Annotated in this window: 18 protein-coding genes; 8 read left to right on the top strand and 10 right to left on the bottom strand. The window is 68.9% G+C overall.

Annotated elements, in window-relative coordinates; translation table 11 throughout:
• Positions 1–48 precede the first annotated feature (48 nt).
• Entirely contained in the window at positions 49–420 is a 372-nt protein-coding gene (locus AC3WOE_RS05215; protein ID WP_492688784.1) for a YkgJ family cysteine cluster protein, read from the top strand.
• Positions 417–1,556 (top strand): MBL fold metallo-hydrolase, encoded by a 1,140-nt coding sequence (locus AC3WOE_RS05210; RefSeq protein WP_492688783.1) that lies wholly within the window; start codon positions 417–419, stop codon positions 1,554–1,556. Before AC3WOE_RS05215 ends, AC3WOE_RS05210 begins: the two co-directional genes overlap by 4 nt.
• Here AC3WOE_RS05210 and AC3WOE_RS05205 read toward each other — a convergent pair.
• From AC3WOE_RS05205 to AC3WOE_RS05195, 3 genes are all read right to left on the bottom strand, one after another.
• Complete coding sequence (locus AC3WOE_RS05205; protein WP_492688781.1) at positions 1,553–1,927, bottom strand: hypothetical protein; 375 nt, start codon at positions 1,925–1,927, stop codon at positions 1,553–1,555. The genes AC3WOE_RS05210 and AC3WOE_RS05205 overlap by 4 nt on opposite strands.
• 68 nt (positions 1,928–1,995) lie before the next feature.
• Positions 1,996–3,942 (bottom strand): alkyl/aryl-sulfatase, encoded by a 1,947-nt coding sequence (locus AC3WOE_RS05200; protein WP_492688780.1) that lies wholly within the window; start codon positions 3,940–3,942, stop codon positions 1,996–1,998.
• A complete protein-coding gene (locus AC3WOE_RS05195; protein WP_492688778.1) occupies positions 3,939–5,537 on the bottom strand; it encodes a GMC family oxidoreductase in 1,599 nt (532 codons plus the stop codon). Before AC3WOE_RS05195 ends, AC3WOE_RS05200 begins: the two co-directional genes overlap by 4 nt.
• Before the next feature lie 98 nt (positions 5,538–5,635).
• Here AC3WOE_RS05195 and AC3WOE_RS05190 point away from each other — a divergent pair, with 98 nt between their 5' ends.
• The gene (locus AC3WOE_RS05190; protein ID WP_492688777.1) at positions 5,636–6,538 is read left to right on the top strand and encodes a LysR family transcriptional regulator; all 903 of its coding nucleotides are present in this window, start codon (positions 5,636–5,638) and stop codon (positions 6,536–6,538) included.
• Here AC3WOE_RS05190 and AC3WOE_RS05185 read toward each other — a convergent pair.
• Entirely contained in the window at positions 6,510–6,860 is a 351-nt protein-coding gene (locus AC3WOE_RS05185) for a cupin domain-containing protein (protein WP_492688776.1), read from the bottom strand. The two genes, AC3WOE_RS05190 and AC3WOE_RS05185, sit on opposite strands and share 29 nt — an antisense overlap.
• A 20-nt stretch (positions 6,861–6,880) precedes the next feature.
• Positions 6,881–7,777, bottom strand: a complete 897-nt coding sequence (locus tag AC3WOE_RS05180; RefSeq protein ID WP_492688775.1) for a LysR family transcriptional regulator — start codon at positions 7,775–7,777, stop codon at positions 6,881–6,883.
• A gap of 112 nt (positions 7,778–7,889) precedes the next feature.
• On the opposite strand from AC3WOE_RS05180, the gene AC3WOE_RS05175 reads away from it, so the two are divergent.
• Positions 7,890–8,645, top strand: coding sequence for an SDR family oxidoreductase (locus AC3WOE_RS05175; protein WP_492688774.1), 756 nt, complete (start codon positions 7,890–7,892; stop codon positions 8,643–8,645).
• Between the two features lie 17 nt (positions 8,646–8,662).
• The gene (locus AC3WOE_RS05170) at positions 8,663–9,562 is read left to right on the top strand and encodes an SDR family oxidoreductase (protein WP_492688772.1); all 900 of its coding nucleotides are present in this window, start codon (positions 8,663–8,665) and stop codon (positions 9,560–9,562) included.
• Here the strand turns inward: AC3WOE_RS05170 and AC3WOE_RS05165 are convergent, their stop codons facing one another.
• From AC3WOE_RS05165 to AC3WOE_RS05150, 4 genes are all read right to left on the bottom strand, one after another.
• Entirely contained in the window at positions 9,563–10,771 is a 1,209-nt protein-coding gene (locus tag AC3WOE_RS05165; protein WP_492688770.1) for a DUF4382 domain-containing protein, read from the bottom strand.
• A 122-nt stretch (positions 10,772–10,893) separates the two neighbouring features.
• Entirely contained in the window at positions 10,894–11,412 is a 519-nt protein-coding gene (locus AC3WOE_RS05160; RefSeq protein WP_492688768.1) for a dihydrofolate reductase family protein, read from the bottom strand.
• A gap of 2 nt (positions 11,413–11,414) precedes the next feature.
• Positions 11,415–11,846, bottom strand: coding sequence for an arsenate reductase (glutaredoxin) (gene arsC, locus AC3WOE_RS05155; protein WP_492688766.1), 432 nt, complete (start codon positions 11,844–11,846; stop codon positions 11,415–11,417).
• A gap of 4 nt (positions 11,847–11,850) precedes the next feature.
• The gene (locus tag AC3WOE_RS05150; protein WP_492688765.1) at positions 11,851–13,623 is read right to left on the bottom strand and encodes a DUF885 domain-containing protein; all 1,773 of its coding nucleotides are present in this window, start codon (positions 13,621–13,623) and stop codon (positions 11,851–11,853) included.
• Positions 13,624–13,762: 139 nt separating this feature from the next.
• On the opposite strand from AC3WOE_RS05150, the gene AC3WOE_RS05145 reads away from it, so the two are divergent.
• From AC3WOE_RS05145 to AC3WOE_RS05135, 3 genes are read left to right on the top strand one after another with little or no spacing between them, the layout of a single operon-like run.
• Positions 13,763–15,217, top strand: coding sequence for a DUF4124 domain-containing protein (locus AC3WOE_RS05145; protein WP_492688763.1), 1,455 nt, complete (start codon positions 13,763–13,765; stop codon positions 15,215–15,217).
• 38 nt (positions 15,218–15,255) lie between these two features.
• Positions 15,256–18,012: a polysaccharide deacetylase family protein gene (locus AC3WOE_RS05140; RefSeq protein WP_492688761.1), complete on the top strand. Its 2,757-nt coding sequence runs from the start codon at positions 15,256–15,258 to the stop codon at positions 18,010–18,012.
• 20 nt (positions 18,013–18,032) lie between these two features.
• Entirely contained in the window at positions 18,033–18,389 is a 357-nt protein-coding gene (locus AC3WOE_RS05135) for a CPCC family cysteine-rich protein (protein ID WP_492688759.1), read from the top strand.
• On the opposite strand, the gene AC3WOE_RS05130 is transcribed toward AC3WOE_RS05135, so the two are convergent.
• The gene (locus AC3WOE_RS05130; RefSeq protein WP_492688758.1) at positions 18,386–18,796 is read right to left on the bottom strand and encodes an SRPBCC family protein; all 411 of its coding nucleotides are present in this window, start codon (positions 18,794–18,796) and stop codon (positions 18,386–18,388) included. The two genes, AC3WOE_RS05135 and AC3WOE_RS05130, sit on opposite strands and share 4 nt — an antisense overlap.
• Positions 18,797–18,937: the final 141 nt, after the last annotated feature.

Raw genomic sequence — 18,937 nt, 5'->3', positions numbered from 1 at the left:
TTTAGGCAGGTGCACGGCCACCCAACCCGTCTGTTCACCTTCACCCGTATGACACTTTCCTTGGACGACGAACTCGACTGCCAGCGCTGTGGCGCCTGCTGCGCCGTCTTCCGCGTGTCCTTCTACTGGGCCGAAGCCGACGACGCACCCGGCGGCACCGTGCCGGTCGCGCTGACGCGGTCGGTCGGCGAGCTGCACCGCTGCATGGCCGGCACCGAGACGCGCCCGGTGCGCTGCATCGCGCTGCAAGGGGAGGTCGGGCAGGCGGTCGGCTGCGGCATCTATGCCCAGCGCTCCAGCACCTGCAAGAGCGTCGAGCCCGGCGATCCCCAATGCCTGAAGGCGCGCGCCGCCCATGGCCTTGAAAGCCCGCGCCCAGTCGCCATCTCAGCGGACTCGTCCCAACATCCCCTGCCATGAAGTCACTCGGCAAACGCGCCAACGGCCCCCGTCTCGAACGCATGCGGGCCTCGCCGCGCTACCGGGTGACCGACTCGGGCGAGGGCTTCCACAACGTCCATCCCATCCAGCCGGGCCTGCGCGACCGCAGCGAGAGGCCGTCGCTGGGCGACTTCCTGTGTTCCGAAGGCCGCCGCACGCCGGCCGGGCCCCTGCCCGCCCACAACCCGCTGGACGCCTGGCTCAAGCCCACCGACACCGGCCTGCGCGCCACCTGGCTGGGCCACTCGACGGTGATGATCGAGATCGACGGTTTCCGGGTGCTGACCGACCCGGTCTGGGGCAAGCGCGCCTCACCGTCTCAGCTCGCCGGCCCCAAGCGCTTCCAGCCCGTGCCGCTGGCGCTGAAGGCCCTGCCCCCGCTGGACGCCGTCGTCATCTCCCACGACCACTACGACCACCTCGACATGGGCACGGTCAAGGAGCTAGTCAAGCTGCAGGACGTGCCCTTCATCACGTCCCTCGGCGTCGGCGCCCACCTCGAGGCCTGGGGCATCCCAGCCGAGCGCATCGTCGAGCTGGACTGGTGGGAGCACTGGCAGGCCCCCAAGGGCGAGTTGCGCATCCATGCGGCGCCGTCCCAGCATTTCTCGGGCCGGTCGCTGACCGACCGCAACGCCACGCTGTGGTCGTCCATCGTCATCGAGACGCCCAGGCACCGCGCCTTCTTCAGCGGCGACACCGGGCTGACCAGCGAATACGCCGCCATCCGCGAACACTTCGGACCCTTCGACCTCGTCATGCTGGAAGTGGGCGCCTTCCACCCGTCATGGGGCGACATCCACCTCGGCCCGGACAACGCCCTCAAGGCGCTGCAACACCTCGGCGGCGGCGCCTTCCTGCCAGTGCATTGGGGCACCTTCTCGCTGGCCCTGCACGACTGGGATCAACCGGCCGAAACGCTGCTGGAGCTCGGTCCGAAACAGGGTGCCCAGCTGCTGATGCCGCGCCTGGGCCAGGCCGTAGAGCCGGCCAAGGGGGACATGGCGAAGCCCTGGTGGCGCGAGGCCGAGGCACCCGGCCACAAGATCCTCAAGCCCGCGGAGCCCGACGACCCGGGCAAGATGCCCAAGGCCATGCCCTGGCCGCTTGACTAGTTCGAGGAGCCTGAAGCCGGCGCGCTGCCGCTGGTGCTGCCTTCGACCTTGCCGGCGGTCTTGCGTACCGCATTGCTGGTGGCGTCGGCACCCTTCTTGACGCCGCTGGCCGCCGCGTCCACGCCCTTGGAAACCCCGCGGGCGGTGGCATTGGCGCCCTTCTCGATGCCGCGCACGGTCGCCTTGGCGCCGCGCTCGATGCCGCTCGCCGCCGCATGCACGCCACGGGCGACGCCGCTGGCGGCCGCCTGGGCACCGCGCGCCACGGCGCCTTCGACCTTGTCGAGCGTGGAGGGAGCCTCTTCTGCCGCCATCGCGGTGGTGGCGAACAGCAGGCCGGCGACAACCAGGGCGGTGGATTTGCGATTCACGAGTCTTCCAATCCGTCGGGAGGAAAGACCGATTCTGCATTCAGCCCGCCACCCCGGGCTGTCGGACGTCACCGCGTGACGATGGGGAAGGTACCCGGCGCCTTGTCGATGAGGCCGAGGAAACGGGCCAGGTCGATCTTGCTGCCGGTGACCTTGATCTCGTCCGAGGTCAGCATGTCCTTGGCGCCGGCCGTGCCAGCCATCATGCGCACGAAGAAGCCCTGGGTCAGCGTCAGCGTCGCATTCGCATCGGCGGCCGGTTCGGCGCGGCGATGGTGCAGCACGGCGTTCTCTATCCACAGCACGTAAGACTCTTTCGTGTCCGTCAGCACGAGGTTGATCTTGAAGTTCTTGCCCTCGGCCGCCGGGCCGTTGAGGCCGGCGGCCATGGCTTCGAGGAAGCGCTCGATGGGCGTTTGCGACAGCATGTCGACGAAGGCGGCGCGGTCGATGCCCTGCTTGGGCGGGCCGCCGCGCAGCTCGGCCGCGGCGGTCAGATAGCTGTTGCGCCAGGTCGAGGCTTCGGCGACGAAGCCGAGCTGGTCGTAGACCCGCGCCAGCAGCTCGCGCGCCACCTTGTTGCCGGCGTCGGCGAACACAACGTGGTTGAGCAGCTCGGCGGCCCAACGGTAGTCGCCCTTGTCGAAGGCCGCCTGCGCGGCGGCCACGGCCTTGTCGGCGCCGCCGGCCAGCGCCAAATAGCGCTTGGCCATCTCCACCGGCGGCAGCGGGTCGAGGTGGGCGGGGTTGCCGTCGTAGGCGCCGAGGTAGAACTGGTAGACGGCCTTCACGTTGTGGCGCAGGTCGCCGTAATAGCCGCGGGTGCCGAAATAGGCTTGCAGCGACTTCGGCATGCGGATCTGGTCGGCGATCTCGGCCGGCGTCAGGCCGGCATTGATGAGGCGCACCGTCTGGTCATGGGTGTATTTGTAGACGTCGCGGTGCTGGGTGATGAACTGCGCGATGCGCTCATGGCCCCAGACCGGCCAGTTGTGCTGGCCGACATAGACCTCGGCATCGCCGAGCTGGTCCAGCGCGTCCTGCATGTAGGCGGCCCAACGCAGCGCGTCGCGCACCTTGGCGCCGCGCACCGGCAGCAGGTTGTGCATGGTCTGCGCCAGGTTCTCCGCGCCGCCGTAGACCTTGAGCGCGGGGATGGAGAAGCTCATCTCCGCCGGCGCCTCGGCGCCCGGCACGTTGTGGAAGACAAAGCGCACGCCGTCCAGCACCCGCTCTTCCGTCGGCTTGGTGATGAGATCAGTCGGCGCCAGCACGCCAAAAGTGCCGTAGCCCACGCCCTTGCCCAGGCCGGTGTCCACCAGGCCCTTGGCCGTGCGCTCCAGGTTCTTGCCGAACTGGTAGGCCGAGCGCCGGCCCATGGCAGTGCCCACCAGCACGTTCTCGCTGGTGGCTTCTTCCATGAAGCCGTTGGAGGCGATGACGGGCACACCCGCCTTGACCTGCTCGGGCGTCAGCACACCCAGCGCCCCGCCGAAATGGTCGACATGGCTGTGCGTGAACATCAGCGCCGTGACAGGCTTGTTGCCCAGCTGCTGGCGCGCGAAGGCGAGGGCCGCGGTCGCGGTCTCGCGGCAGGTCAGCGCGTCGATGACGATCCAGCCGGTCTTGCCTTCGACCAGGGTCATGTTGCCGATGTCGAAGCCACGCAATTGGTAAACACCTTCGACGACCTTGAAGAGGCCGATCTGGGCGTTGAGCCTGGCGTGTCGCCACAGGCTGGGGTTGACAGTGGGCGGTGCATCGCCGTCGACAAAATTGAAGACGTCGAAGTCGGTGATGACGCTGCCGTCGGCGGCGAGGATCTTGCCGCCGGGGCGGGCGACGAGGCCGCGCTTGGCGTCCTCGAAGTCTTGTTGATCGGCCAGCGGCAAAGACTTGGCGAACTCGGCGTTCGCCTGCACCGTGGTTGCGCTGGCGTCGCCGGAGGGTGCCGCGGTCTCGCGGCTGCAGCCGACCAGGGCCAGGGCGGCGACAAGGGCAAGCGTCGTCTTCATGATCTGTTGTCTCCTTGGATCATGTCGGCCGCCTTCTCGCCGATCATGAGGGTGGGGGCGTTGGTATTGCCGCCGGTCAGCGTCGGCATGACGGAGGCGTCGACGACGCGCAGGCCGCCCACGCCGTGAACGCGCAGGCGCTCGTCGACAACAGCCATGGCGTCGTGGCCCATCTTGCAACTGCCCACCGGGTGGTATTGCGTGTCGGCACGGGCGCGGATGTCGGCGGCAAGGCCGGCCTCGTCATCGGCCCGCACCGGGTAGAGCATCTCGCCGCGGATGCCGTCGAAGGGCGAGGACTCGACCAGGCGCTGCTGGATCTGCGCGCCCTTGACGAGCAGCCGCAGGTCACGCTCGTCGCTGAGGAAGCGCGGGTCGATGCGCGGTGCGGCCAGCGGGTCGGGGCCGGCCAGCTCGACCGTGCCGCGGCTGTGCGGCCGCAGCACGTCGACATGGCAGGAGATGCCATGGCCCCAGTGCAGCTTGCGGGCATGGTCGTCGACGATGCCCATGACGAAGACGAGCTGCAGGTCGGGCACCGTGATGTGGGGCTCGGAGCGCAGGAAGGCACCCGACTCGGCGATGCTGCTGGTCAGCAGGCCGGTGCGCTGGCGGCGCCATTCGCCCACCGCCCGCGCCAGCCGCACGCCGCCGCGCATGGAAACGCCGAAGGTCGGCGTGGATGAATGGCAGCGCCAGGTCTGCACATAGTCGATGTGGTCCTGCAGGTTCTGGCCGACCCCGGGCAGATCGCGCTCGACGGGGATGCCCATGCGCTGCAGATGCGCGCCGGGGCCTATGCCCGACAGCATCAGCAGCTGCGGCGAGCCGAAGGCGCCGGCGCTGACGAGGACTTCGCGACGTGCCCTCACGAGCTGGCTGGCGCCGCCGACGCGGTAGTCCACGCCCACCGCACGGCCATTGGCCAGACGCAGCTTCGTTGCCTTGGCGTGGGTGATGACCTTGAGGTTGGGCCGTGCCAGATGAGGCGTCAGATAGGCCTTGGCGGCGCTGCAGCGCTCGCCGTTGACTTGCGTCACCTGGTAGATGAAGGAGCCGAAGGGTTCGGCGCCGTTGTAGTCGCCGATATTGGGCAGGCCCTGCAGGGCCGCCGCCGCGAGGAAGACCTGGTTGATGGGGCTGGGGCTGCGCGGCAGCGTCACGTTCAGCGGGCCGTCCCGGCCGTGCAGGGGGCAGTCGCCGAACTGCTCGTTGCGCTCGCTGCGGCGGAACCAGGGCAGCACCTCGTCATGGCTCCAGCCGCTGTTGCCCAGGCTGGCCCAGTGGTCGTAGTCGCTGCGGTGGCCACGCACATAAAGCATGGCGTTGATGGAGCTGCTGCCGCCCAGGGTCTTGCCGCGCGGCTGGTAGCCGCGGCGGCCGTTGAGGCCGGGCTGGGGCACGGTCTCGTAGGCGTAGTTGTTCAGGCGCGTGGGCACCATGGCGACGACGCCGGCCGGCGCATGGATGAAGGCGCTGCTGTCGGGCCCGCCGTTTTCCAGCAGGCAGACGGAAACGCCGGGATCCTCACTGAGGCGCGCGGCCAGCACGCAGCCGGCCGAGCCGGCGCCCACGATGACGTAATCGAACTCCACCCGTCGGTCCTTTGCTTGTGTGACGGGGCGAAGGATGAAAGCCGGCGGCCAATACGTCCAACGCATAATTCGCCGGCATTCATTGCACGGAGTGCATATTGAATCTACGCCAGCTGAGCCATCTGATCGCTCTGGCCGACGAGGGCCGCTTCGTCGCGGCGGCGGAGCGCGTGCACCTCAGCCAGGCCGCCTTCAGTCGCAGCATCCAGGCGCTGGAAGAGGATTGGGGCCTGCGCCTTTTCGAGCGCGGACCGCAGGGCGCGGTGCTGACGCCGGCCGGCCGCACGCTGGTGGAGAGGGCGCGCCGCCTGGTCTTCGACGCCGACTGCCTGGAGCGCGACGCGACTCTGCTGCGCGGTGGCCTGCTGGGCGAGCTGGCCTTCGGCGCCGGCCCGGTGCCGGCGGCCGTGCTGGTGCCGCCACTGCTGGCCGAGCTGAGGCGCCAGGCACCGCAGATCGTCGCCCGCGTGCGCTACGGCAATGTCGACAGCCTGCTGACCCAGTTGACCGACGAGGCCATCGAGTTCTTCATCGCCGACCCGCGCATGCTCGGCGACACCAACCGCGTGGAGATCGCGCCGGTCATGCGCATCCGCGGCAGCGTCTACGCGCGCGCCGGCCACCCGCTGCTGCAGGCCAGCCGCGTGACGGCCGCCGACCTGAGCCACTACGGCCTGGGCCTCGTGTCGGTGTCACCGCAGTTGCAGGCCTATGTGGCGCAGGGCCTGGGCTTTGCGAGCCCGGCGGACCTGCCCGTCGTCGTCGAATGCGACGACCTCGTCACGCTGGCGCGCCTGGCCGCCGACGGCGACCTGCTCGCCGCCCTGCCGCGCGGCCTGCCCCTCATCGACAGCCTGGGCCTGCAACCCATCAAGGGGCTGAAGACGCTCGGTGAGCTCTACGTGGACGCCCACGCCGTCTGGTTGCGCGGTCGCACCCTCGCCCCGGCGGCCGAGACGGCCCTGCGCCTGGTCAGGGCGATGGCGGGTTCGGGTAGCTGACGATCAGCGCCAGCGGCGCCTCGCCGAGCTGGCGGATGCCGACGACAGCGCCTTCGTAGAGATAGGCCGCCATGCCGGTAGACATACGCTGCGTCTGGCCATCCGACGTGACTTCGCCTTCGCCGAACAGCACGTAATAGACCTCGTCGTGCGTCAGTGGATGCAGGCCGATGGCCGCGCCCGGATGCAGCACTCGCTTGCGGAACTCCATGGCCCGCGGGGCCGGCGCCGCGTCGCTGATGCGGTAGGCCGTCGACATGCCGATGGCGCCGTGCGGCGGCGGCTCTTCGACGCGGGTGTCGGATTCGTGGATGACGAGCATGGCTCGCGTTTTATCAAAGCTCAATTGGCCGCCTTCATCCTCTCCGCCAGCCAGTCCACAAACACCCGGACCCGCGACGACAGCTGGCGCGCATGCGGGTAGAGCACATAGACCGGCATGGGCGCGGGTTGCCAGTCGGGGAAGACCTCGACCAGCTCGCCGCTCTGCAGCTCGGCCTCGAAGTTGTAGCGCGGCGCCTGGATGAAGCCCAGGCCCGCAAGGCAGCAGGCGCCATAACCCGAGGCGCTGTTGACGCTGACCGGGCCGTGCAAGCTGATGCTGCGCGGCTGGCCGTCGACGATGAAGTCGAAGGGCAGGACCCGGCCGCTGTTGCCCACGTAGTTCACTGCCTGGTGCTCGTTCGCAAACTCTTCCAGCGTGCGCGGCAGGCCGCGGCGCTGGATGTAGCCGCGACTGGCGCAGGTCATCTGCCGCAATTGGGCAACGCGGCGGCCCACCATGGACGAGTCCTTGGGTTCGCCCGAGCGCAGCACGCAGTCCACGCCTTCGCGCACGAGGTCGACGAAACGGTCGCCCAGGCCGATTTCCAGCTCGACGTCAGGGTAGCGCTCATGGAAGTCGCCCAGGAAGGGCAGCACGAAGCGCTGGGCCTGGTTGCCCTGCATGTCCACGCGCAGCTTGCCGCGCGGCTTGAGCTGGCTGCTGCGGAACAGGTCCTCGGCCTCACCCACGTCCTGAAGGATCTGCTGGCAGCGCAGGTAATAGGCCTGGCCGTCCAGCGTCGGGCTCACATGGCGCGTCGTGCGGTTGAGCAGCCGCACGCCCAGCCGCGCCTCCAGCTGCTGCAGGGCCAGGCTGACGGAGGCGCGCGGCAGTTGCAGCGCGTCGGCCGCCTTGGTGAAGCTGCCCAGGTCGACGATGCGCACAAAGAGCTGCATGGCGTCCAGCCTGTCCATGACCTGCTCCCTGATTGTTTAGGTGATCTGGATTGTGATGTCGATTCAATCGTGTTTATCCGAATTAAGTCGATCAATACAGTGAACTCACCCCACCCAACAGGAGTTCACCATGAGCCCGAACGCCAGCACTTCCTCCCCCGTCGCCATCGTCACCGGCGCCTCGCGCGGCATCGGCGCGGCCATCGCCCAGCGCCTGGCGGCCGAGGGCCATGCCGTCGTCGTCAACTACGCCGGCAGCGCTGGCGAAGCACAAAAGGTCGTCGACGCCATCATCGCCACCGGCGGCCGCGCCATCGCCGTGCAGGCCGACGTGGCCGACGCCGGCGCCGCCAGGCGCCTGTTCGACGCCGCCACCGAGGCCTTCGGCGGCGTGGACGTCCTGGTCAACAACGCCGGCGCCATGGCCAACGAACTGCCGCATCTGGCCGACACCAGCGACGAGACCTTCGACCGCCTCTTCGACATCAATGTGAAGGGCAGCTTCCTCGCCATGCGCGAAGCCGCCAGGCGCCTGCGTCAGGGAGGCCGCATCATCAATTTCTCGACCAGCGTCATCGGCCTGGGCCTGCCGGGCTACGCCGTCTACGCCGCCACCAAGAGTGCCATCGAGACCATGACGAACATCCTCGCCAAGGAGCTGCGCGGCAAGGCCATCACGGTCAACGCGGTGGCCCCCGGCCCGACGGCGACGAATCTGTTCCTGAACGGCAAGACGCCCGAGCAGGTCGAGCGCCTGGCCAAGATGGCGCCGCTGGAACGCCTGGGCCAGCCCGAGGACATCGCGGCCATGGTCAGCGTGCTGGCCGGCCCTCAGGGCAGCTGGGTCAACGGCCAGACCCTGCGTGTCAACGGCGGCATCGTCTGAGAGACGAGGAGAACCCCATGAGCAAGCCACGGCAAGTCATCCTCGTCACCGGCGCGTCCAGCGGCATCGGCCGCCTGAGCGCTCAGTCCCTGGCCGCCGCCGGCCACACCGTCTATGCCAGCATGCGCGGCGTCACCAGCCGCAACGCGGCCAGGGCCCGCGAGCTGCGCGACTGGAGCTTTGCCCGCGGCCTGGACCTGCGCGTCGTCGAGCTCGACGTGCTGTCGCAGGCCAGCGCGAACGCGGCCGTCGCCACCGTCATGGCCGAGCAGGGGCGCCTCGACGTCGTGCTGCACAACGCCGGCCATCTGGTCGTCGGGCCCACCGAGGCCTACACGCCGGAGGAGATGACGGCCGTCTTTGACAGCAATGTGCTGGGTACCCAACGCGTCAACCGAGCGGCATTGCCGGTGCTGCGCGAGCAGCAGCGCGGCCTGCTGTTGTGGATAGGCAGCACGACGACGCGCGGCGGCTTCCCGCCCTTCCTCGGCCCCTATGCCGCGGCCAAGGCGGCCATGGACTCCCTGGCCGTGACGATGAGCGCGGAGCTGGCCCGCTTCAACATCGAGACCAGCATCGTCGTGCCGGGCGCCTTCACCAGCGGCACCGAGCACTTCGCCAACGCGGGCAAGCCGAGCGATGGCGAGGTGGCTTCGGCCTATGGTCGCTATGTCGGCCTGATGGACCAGATCGGCGCCCGCCTGACCGCGCTGATGCCGCCCGAGGCCGATCCGCAGGCGGTGGCCGACGCGGTCGTGCGCATCGTCGGCCTGCCCCATGGCCAGCGGCCCTTCCGCTCGGTCGTCGACTTCCTCGACGACGGCGCGGCGGCCGTCACCGAGGTGGCTGAGCGGGTGCGCGAGGACTTCGCCGCGCGCATCGGCATCGCGGACCTGCTCAGGCCCGCCGTCGCCTGATCAGAAGCTGAAGTTGACCGGCGTCGTGCCGCCAGCCGTCACCGCCACCGGGGTCACCACCTGGGTCGTGCCGTTGAAACTGGCATTCAGCGTGTAGAGCAGATCGACACCGCTGGCGCCGGCGACGAAGTTGAGCATGGCCGGCGGTGCGGCATAGGTCGCCACCCAAGGCGGCGAAGCGGGCAGGCCCAGCATGTAGGCGCCCGTGGTCGAGTCCGACATCGTCTCGGCGATGGTGACGACGCGCCCGCTGCTGAGTTGCTGGGTCGCCCAGACGCTGGCCGTGGCGGCAATGTCGGCAGCCTTCACGCTGCCCATGACCTGGCCGTCGAAGGCAGCCACCGGTGTCAACGGCGCGGCCGAGGTGCTGACAGCGGTCACCGTGCTGGTCGTCACCGGCACGCCCGTCACGACCAGCGAAGCCCGCGCCGTCGCCTTGACGACGAGGTCGTAGCTGCCTGCCGCCACCGGCGCCAGCACGAAGCGGCCGCTGGCTTCAGGCGTGGTGGCCTTCAGCACGACACCGCCCTGCTGCAAGCTGACCGTGGTGCCGCCGTTGGCCACGCTGGCGTCCACGTAGCCGCTGACGCCGGACTGCAGATTGGGCACGACGGAGACGACGGGCTTGAGCAGGTATTGCCCGGAGTTGCCGGCGCTGACGACCGATTTGCAGGCGTCGAAGTCGAGCACGAAGTCGGCCAACTGATTGGCCGCGATGTCGATGTTGGCATTGAGCTTGAGGCCGCTGGTCTGGCCGCTGGGCGTCTTCAGCGCCACCTCCGTGCCGCCGCTGGGCACCACCGAGTTGGCCAGCGGCGTGGCCGTACTGTTCTCGGCCAGCACCAGGCGCAGCTGGGCATAGTGCCCGGCTGCCAGCGGCACCTGGCCCAGGCTGGCCAGCACGCCGTTGCGCAGGGTCAGCAGGTCGAAGCGCTGCGTCGGGCCGACCATCAGGTCCGTCCAACCCACGCCGTCCTCGCTGGCATCGGCGCTGGCGTTGACGCGAACCTTCTGCACGGTCACATAGACATGGTCGAAGCCGCAGGCCGGCGCGTCGGTGAGGCTGAGGGCGAGGGTGCCCGAGGCGGTGGGGGGGGTGGGGGTGGCCGGGGTCGTGACGACCGGTGTGCCGGCATCGCCACCACCACCGCCACCGCAGGCCGCCAGGGCCAGGGTCGCCGCACATGCGCTCAGGGTCAAGTACTTCATGCAAACCTCCAGAGGTGATCCCCTCCCCGACGCCAGTGTTCGCTTCCGTGACGTTCCCAGGCTTTACCAATCGCGACCGGTTGTTAACCGCCAGCGACGCCAGCGCGTCAGACCCGCCGCGATCAGCGAGGCACGTCGTAAACCAGCATCTGGATGCCGCTGGCGAGCGAGGTGGCCGACACCAGGCTCAGGCGCTGACGGGGCCCCGGCGGCAGCAGCGGGATGCCGGTGCGCAGCAGCACCGGCATCAAGGCCACTTCGATGCGGTCCACCAGGCCTGCATCGAGGAGCTGGGCGGCCAGCTCGCTGCCGCCGAACAACCAGATGTCCCGCCCGCCCGGCTCGGCCTTCAAGGCCGCGACGTGGCCGACCAGGTCGTCACGAACCAGCGTCACATCGGGTTGCGCAGCGGCGTCCAGGGTGCGCGACGCCACGACGACGCGCTTGCCGCGCAAGGGGTTGGCATCGCCCTGGGCCTGCATGACCTCCCAGGTCTTGCGGCCCATGACGAAGGTGTCGAACTCGGCGAAGAGGGCCGCAAAGTCGATGCTCGCGTCCTCGACGATCCAGTCATAGCCCCCGTCGACGTCGGCAATGAAACCGTCCAGCGTGGCCGCGCAGTTGTAGCGAAGGCGGCGCATCGTCAGGCCTTGATCGGACGACGCCGACCGTCGTCGTGCACGACTTCGCCGTCGGACTTGGTGAAGGGCGGCAGCGGCCCGACGGGCAGCAGCTCCAGCACCGCTTCCGACGGCCGGCACAGCGCCGTGCCCAGAGGCGTCACGACGATGGGGCGGTTGAGCAGCACCGGGTGCTGCTCGATCGTATCCAGCAGCGCGTCGTCGCTGAGGGCGGGATCGGCGAGGCCGAGTTCAGCGAACACGGCTTCCTTGTCGCGCAGCAGGGCGCGCAACGGCTGCCCCGTGGCAGCGGCCAGGGCGCGGATCTCGTCGCGACTCGGCGGCGTGCTCATGTACTCGACGATGCGCGGCTCCAGGCCGGCATGGCGGATCAGTGCCAGCACATTGCGCGAAGTGCCGCACTTGGGGTTGTGGAAGATGGTGACGTTGCTCATGGCACTACCTTAGCCTGCTCCACGCGATCCACGCATCGATGCGCCTCTCCAGCACCGACAGCGGCAGCGATCCTTCGCCCAGCACCTGGTCATGAAAGGCGGCGAGGCTGAACCTGGAACCCAGCTTCTGCTCGGCCCGGCGGCGCAGTTCCTGGATCTTCAGCGCGCCTATCTTGTAGCCCAGAGCCTGGCCGGGCCAGGCGAGGTAGCGGTCGATCTGGGCCACGGCCTGCTGCTCGCCGGCTCCCGTCACGTCCATCCAGTACTTCAGCGCCTGCTCGCGGCTCCAGCCCTTGGCGTGCAGGCCGGTGTCGACGACGAGGCGGGCGGCGCGGCTGATCTCCAGGCGCAGCTCGCCGGCATAGGCGATGGGATCGGTGTACAGGCCCAGCTCATGCCCCAGGGTCTCGGCATACAGGGCCCAGCCCTCGCCGTAGGCATTGATCCAGTTGCGGCGGCGGAACTCGGGCAGCTGCGGCATTTCCAGCTGGCGCGCCAGGTGGAAGTGGTGGCCGGGCTGGCCCTCGTGCAGGAACAGGGCGGTCATGGTGGCGACGCTGTAGATGCCAGGGTCGGTGATGACGGCCCAGAACACGCCCGGCGCGCTGCCATCGGCCTGGCCGACGGTGTAGTGGTCGGAAGCGGTCGCGCGCGTCAGCTCGGGCTCAGCGCGGATGTCCAGCGGCATGCGCGGCAGCTGGCCAAAGAGCTTGCGCAGCTGGGGCTCGACGCGGGCGTTGATGGCGCGGTAGGCGTCCAGGATCTCGGCCTCGGTCTTGAAGGGCCGAAAGCGTGCGTCGGTGCGCGCCCAGGCCAGCAGGCCGCCGTTCTTCAGCGGGTCGCCGGTGTAGCCGAGCAGCGGCGCCAGGTGCGTGATCTCGCCCTGGATGCGCGCCACCTCCTGCAGGCCGAGCTGGTGCACCTGCTCTGGCGTGAGATGGGTCGTCGTCTGCTCGCGCACCAGCTGCTGGTACCAGGCCTTGCCATTGGGGAGGGCGCCGACGCCGATGGCATCGCGGCGCGCGGCAGCGAGATAGTCGGTCTGCACGAAGGCGAGCAGGCGCTGCAGGGCCGGCACGGTGCGCTCCGCCACCTCGCGGCGGTAGGCCTGGGCAATGCGGCGGGCATCTTCGGGCGCCAGACCTTCGTGCGGCGCGCGCACAGGCGCGGCGAAAGGGTTGCGCGCAAGGTCGGCATCGGCCAGGTCCTTCAGCAGCGGCAGCGTCGCCTCGACGACCGGTCGCGACTGCACGATGCCGCGCTTCATGCCCTCGCGCATATTGGCGATGGCCTGGTCGCACCAGGCCGGCAGCACGGCCACGCGCTTCAGATAGGCATCCAGCTGCGCCGCCGTCTTCAGCGGCTGCTCGGCCTGGCCGCTGGCATAGATGGCGAGCTGGATGGGCACGGAATCCATCTGCTGCAGCGGCAGCAGATGGTCGGGAAAGCGCTCGGCAGCGAGGCGGCCGCGCAGGCTGCTTTCCAGCAGCTCGCGGGTCAGGCGTTCGCTGGCCGGCAGCGAAGCGGCGGGGACGCTGGCCAGCTCCTTGAGGAAGGCGCGGTAGGCGGCAAAGCGGCGTGCGCGCTCGGCCGGCGCGAGGGCCAGCACCAGCTGATCGTCGAAGCGGTTGTCGCCGCTGCTGGTGGTCGTCAGCGGGTCGAAGCGTGCCTGGGCGTCGTAATAGCGGGTGGCCAGGTCGGCCAGGCGCTGCGAGGGCGTTGCCGCCTGGGCGGGCAGCACGAAAGCGAGGGCGAGGGTCAGGGCGAGCAGGCGCATCGTCGGGAGCGGTGTTCGTGACAAGGAGCCGGATTGTGTCCAGCCGCCTTGTCAATTGCCGGCAGCAGGGATCCAGAATGGCGGGACATCAAGATCGGCGACTGCGCACAGCGACTGTCCGCCCCAGGGAGATTTCCGAATGAAACCGACGACCGTCACGATCGCCAGCCTGCTGCTTGCGCTGCCGGCGCTGGCCGCTGCCAACGTCTACCGCTGCACCGATGCCCAGGGCAAGGTGACCTACCAGGCCCAGCCCTGCGACGACGCCTCGGGTGGCCGCAAGCTGGAGGTCGAGCAACGCAGCGCGAACCCGGCTGCGCCGCCAGCGCGTCGGCCGGTACCGCAGGGCTTCGAACCTACGGCTGCACCTCCGGCCCCCGCGCTGGCATTGCCGGCACCCGTGGCGAATCCCAAGCCGCCCCTGCGCGTCGTCGAGCCCGCCAGCCAGCCGGCCGGCATGGCGCAATGGGGTGCGCAGGCGGACACCCTGGCCGTCTCGGCTTACGAATTCGTAGGCAATGCCACGCAGGTGCTCGTAGACCACCCGGCTCGGCCCGTGCTGCTGGTCCTTTCCAGCTACCACGCCACCACCTGGAAGGTACAGGTGACGCCGGGCACCCGGCTGCTGGCCATCGTCGTGGGTTCCTACGAAAAGTCCACCCGCGTGCAGGGTCCGGCCCAGGTGCCGGTCGTCACCGACGAGCTGCCCTATGCCTATGAAGCCGACAACATCAACTTCCGCACGCTGATCCGCCGCCTCAACAGCCGCTACGGCGTGACCCAGCTCACCGCCCTGCGCGGCAGCTATCAATTGCCCGAGAGCGTCACCCTGCGCGGTCCCTATGTGGCCGACCCCGTGCTGTCGATGGACGGCATTCGCCCGGAAGTCGCCAAGGCACGAATGAATTTCGACCTGCTGAGCCTGGACGGCCGCCGCCTACCCTGGACCAACACCGGCCCGCGCGAGGGCCAGCGCTTCAGCGGCATCGTGCGCGGTGGCGGCATCTCAGCCTGGAGCAAGGGCGCACCCGCCGCGGTACGCGACGACGGCAAGGAGGCCTTCGTGCTGGAGGGCAACGGCAGCGACCTGCTGTGGCTGCCCCAGGGGCCCACGGGACCGAAGCAGAAGCTCGAACTGCCCAAGTCCCTGCCGGCCCTGTCCTGGGGCTCGGGGTTGGCCTGGGACCAGGCCAAGGGCATCCTCGCCATGGTGTCCTTCGGCGGCGAGGGCTACTTCTACCGCTACGACACGCGCCGCCGCGAGTGGTTGAGCGCGGTCTCGCTGAAAGACCGCGACCTGAGCGGGTTGGCGCATGACGCCGCCACCGGCCGCTACGTGGGCATCACGGTCGAGGCCCAGCTGCTGGTATTCAACGAGCGCGGCGAAGTCGACGAGGTGTTGCCGCTGATGAAGCAGCTGGCTGACCTCGGCAGCGTCTACGACCGCGGCAACGCGCGCCTGGATAGCCTCTCTGTTGCCATCCAGGGCCCCTTGGTGGCCATCGTCAATGTGCGCGACAACAATGTCACCCACATTTGGACCTGTGACCTGCGCAGCCGCAAGGTCCAGCTGACCTACAAAGCCGTGGACTGAGGCGCCAGCCAAAATCGCGCCGCTTCAACCGCCCAGCCATGACTCCATTGCGCCTCCTCTCACTCGCTCTGCTGCTGACCACCGCCTTCGTCCTGCCCGGCTGCAATAAGCGCCTGGCCGACGTACCCGCCGCGCTGCCGGCCGCTTCGGCGGCGCAGGACACCAGCGCCGCCGCCAGGCTGCGCGAGCAGGGCGACGGCCTGCTAGCCCTGCACCGCCAGATCGTCGTGCTGATGGACGGCGAGGCCACCCTGCCGCCGGCCCAGCGCCGCGAGGTCCAGGCCCTGGGCCAGCAGCTTTTTCACGAACTGCTGCAGCGCCAGCAGGCCCTGGCCGACGCGGCACTGAAGCCCGAGGCGCTGGAGGCCACCACGGCCCTCATCACCCGCATCGAGAGCGAGCCGAGCTGGTTCGACGCCGACCGCCTCGCCTTCAAGGAGGTGCTGGGCGAGCTGGCGACCGGCCTGAAGAGCGCCCAGACCCTGGACGGCATCAAGCTCGCCCGCCGCGCCCAGGACGACCTGGACACCCTGGCCGAGGTGGAGAAGGCCTATGAGCAGGAGCTGAAGGAAGTCTTCGGCGGCTTTGCCAAGCGCGGCATCGAGCTCAAGCGCGAGAAGTGGGCCGACTACATCGCCAAGCTCAAGGCCCTGCACACGCGCGAAGCGGTCATGAAGCAATACGGCGCCCAACTGCCGGCCGCGGCGGACCTGGCGCCTGAACAGCCCGCCTCGGCGGCCTCGGGTGCCATGCGCGGCGTGGCAGCCAAGGAGCGCGAAGTCTTCGGCGACAAGCTGCCGCCCAAGACCGTTCTGCTGACCTTCGACGACGGCCCGCATGCGCGCTACACCGACGAGATCCTGGAGATCCTGAAGCGCTACAACGCGCCGGCCGTTTTCTTCGAGCTGGGCCAGAACCTCGGCAAGGTCGGCGCCGACGGCAAGATGCAGCCGGGCAACGGCAGCGCCGTGGCCAAGCGGGTTCTCGCGGCCGGCCACCAGATCGCCAATCACAGCTTCACGCATGGACTGATGAGCAAGTTCGAGCTCGTCAAGGTCAAGGAAGAGGCTGCCAACACGGAGGCGCTGCTGGATGCGGCGGGTCGCAATGGCGACGCCCTGTTTCGCTTTCCCTACGGTGCCCGCAACGACGGCGCCCTGACCACCATCGAGGCGCTGAAGCTGCGCTCGATGATGTGGAACGTCGACTCCCTGGACTGGAGCGACCCCATCCCCAAGAGCATCGCCGCCCGCGTGATGGCCGAGCTGGACAAGCAGCAGCGCGGCATCGTGCTCTTCCACGACATCCACGCCCGCACCGTTCAGGCCCTGCCCCTGGTGCTGGACCAGCTCGCCGCCGAAGGCTGGCGCTTCGCCAGCTTCAAGGACGGCCAGTTCGTCGTCTCCAGCGACAAGGCCGCCGCGCCCCCGCCGGTGGCCGCCGGCGAGCTCTACCGAGACAGCCATGCCCTGGTCATTGGCATCAACCAATACTCGGCCTGGCCCAAGCTCTCGCACGCGGTGCGCGACGCCCAGGCCGTGCGTGAATCGCTGGTCACGCGCTTCGGCTTCAAGACCGACAACGTCACGCTGCTGACCGACGCCGACGCCACCCGCGCCAACATCCTGAAGGCCCTCAACGAGCGCTTCGGCGACAGCAAGCGCGTCAAGCGCGACGACCGCGTCTTCGTCTTCTTCGCCGGCCACGGCAGCACGCGCAAGCTGCCCAGCGGCCGCGAGGTCGGCTATATCGTGCCGGTGGACGCGGGGCTGAACGACCTGCAGTCCGACGCCATCGCCATGCCCCAGCTGCAGGAGGTGGCCGAGGCCATCACGGCTAAGCACGCCCTCTTCGTCATCGACGCCTGCTACTCCGGCCTGGGCCTGACCCGCGGCGGCTCGGCCGCGGCCGACAGCAACTTCGCCCGCACCAACGCCCGCCGCATCGGCCGCCAGATGATGACGGCCGGCGGCGCTGACCAGCAGGTGGCCGACGACGGCCCCGGCGGCCACTCGGTGTTCACGTGGACGCTGCTGCAGGCCCTGAACGGCAAGGCCGACCTGAACGGTGACGGCCTCATCACCGCCACCGAACTGGCCGCCTATGTCGCGCCCGCCGTGTCGTCCATCGCCCACCAGACGCCGGCCTTCGGCAGCCTGCCGGGCAGCGAGGGCGGCGAATTCGTCTTCGAGCTACCGACGGCCCAGGAGCCGGCCCTGAGCGGCGCCGTCGCCCAGCTCGACGACAAGGCCAGCCAGTTCGCCGCCAAGCTGGACGAGGCCAGCAGTGCCGGCCGCCAGGTCGCCCCCGCCGCGAGCGGCGCGGCCAGTGCCGTGCAGGTCACCATCAAGGGCCTGGACGGCAAGGACCAAGCCCTGGCCGCGCCGACGGCCCGCGTCGATGCCAGTGCCCGCGTGACCGCCCAACGCGCCAACGACCGCGGCCTGCAGCTGTATCGCGAGCGCCGCTACGACGAGGCCGAAGCCGCCTTCAAGGAGGCGATGCAGCTGCAACCCAGGTTCGCGCTGGCTGCCAACAACCTCGGCTTCGTGCTGTATCGCCGCGGCAAGTTCGCTGATGCGTCAGCCTGGTTCGAGAAGGCTGTCGAGATGGATGCCAGCCGGTCGCTGGCCTGGCTCAATCTCGGGGACGCGCGCCTGCAGGCCGGCGATGAAGGCAAAGCAATGGCGGCGTACAAGACCTTCCTGGAGCTGGCGCCCAAGCATGCGCGGGCGGGAGAGCTGCAGGCCTGGATTGCGAATCCGTCGGACGCGACGAAGCCGAAGCCGTTGTAAAGAGTCCGGAGGCGCTGTCCATGTACACCTGCCCCTGCTGCGGATATGAGGTCTTCGACACATTCCCGGACTCGTTCGACATCTGTCCCATCTGCTTTTGGGAGGACGACGGCTTCCAGCTCTACTTCCCGCTTGAATCCGGCGGGGCCAACCAATGCAGCCTGGTGGAGGCTCAGGTCAACTTCGTGCAGTTCGGCGCCTGCAAGCGCGAAATGGCGAAGAACACCCGCCCTGCAACGGCGACCGAGCGCCGCGATCCCCTGTGGTTTCCGCTTTGGGAGCGTCGAATCGAGATCTCCGACTCAGAAACGGAGTGGGCCCAGGTCCAGCAAGAGCGCTCCGTTGCGAAGCATTGCTATTGGCTTCGCCACCCCTAGCGATCGCCCTTTTCCATCAACACCTTCAACGTCCTCAAATCCTTGAGCACATGGGCCGCATCCCGGGCGAAGTCCTCATCGCTCGCCCCCGCCATCCTCAGCACCACAAACGTCAGCGCGCAGCCCTCATCCACCGGCGTCACCCGGAACGCGTTGTGCGTGGTGACGCCATCGGGCGTCGTCACGTCATGGTCCAAAACACCGAAGTCATTGCGCGGCGCCATGCGGATCTGGATGCGCCCCATGGGTGAGTCGGTGACGACCCAGTGGTCGCCCTCCTGCTCGATGTCGTTCGTCGCCAGGCCCGAGGCCCAGCGGTGCAGGTTCTCGCGCTGGCGGGCGAACTCGTAGACGGTTTGCGCCGGCGCGGCGACGGTGTCGCTGACGACCTTGATGTCTCGTGGCATGCGGTCCTCCGATGGGCTGGAGCTTGTCATGGGGAAGACCCCGCGGGCAAACGATAGGCCTGCCGTTCGTCGGCCGCACCGGTTTCGTCACAGGTCTGTGTTCCACTTCATTCCCGGAGTCTGTTCATGACCTCCGGAGAT

Source organism: Roseateles sp. FW305-36, from assembly GCF_058787015.1.
Note: the sequence above shows the minus strand (reverse complement) of the source record. Positions and strands in the feature narration are given on the sequence as shown.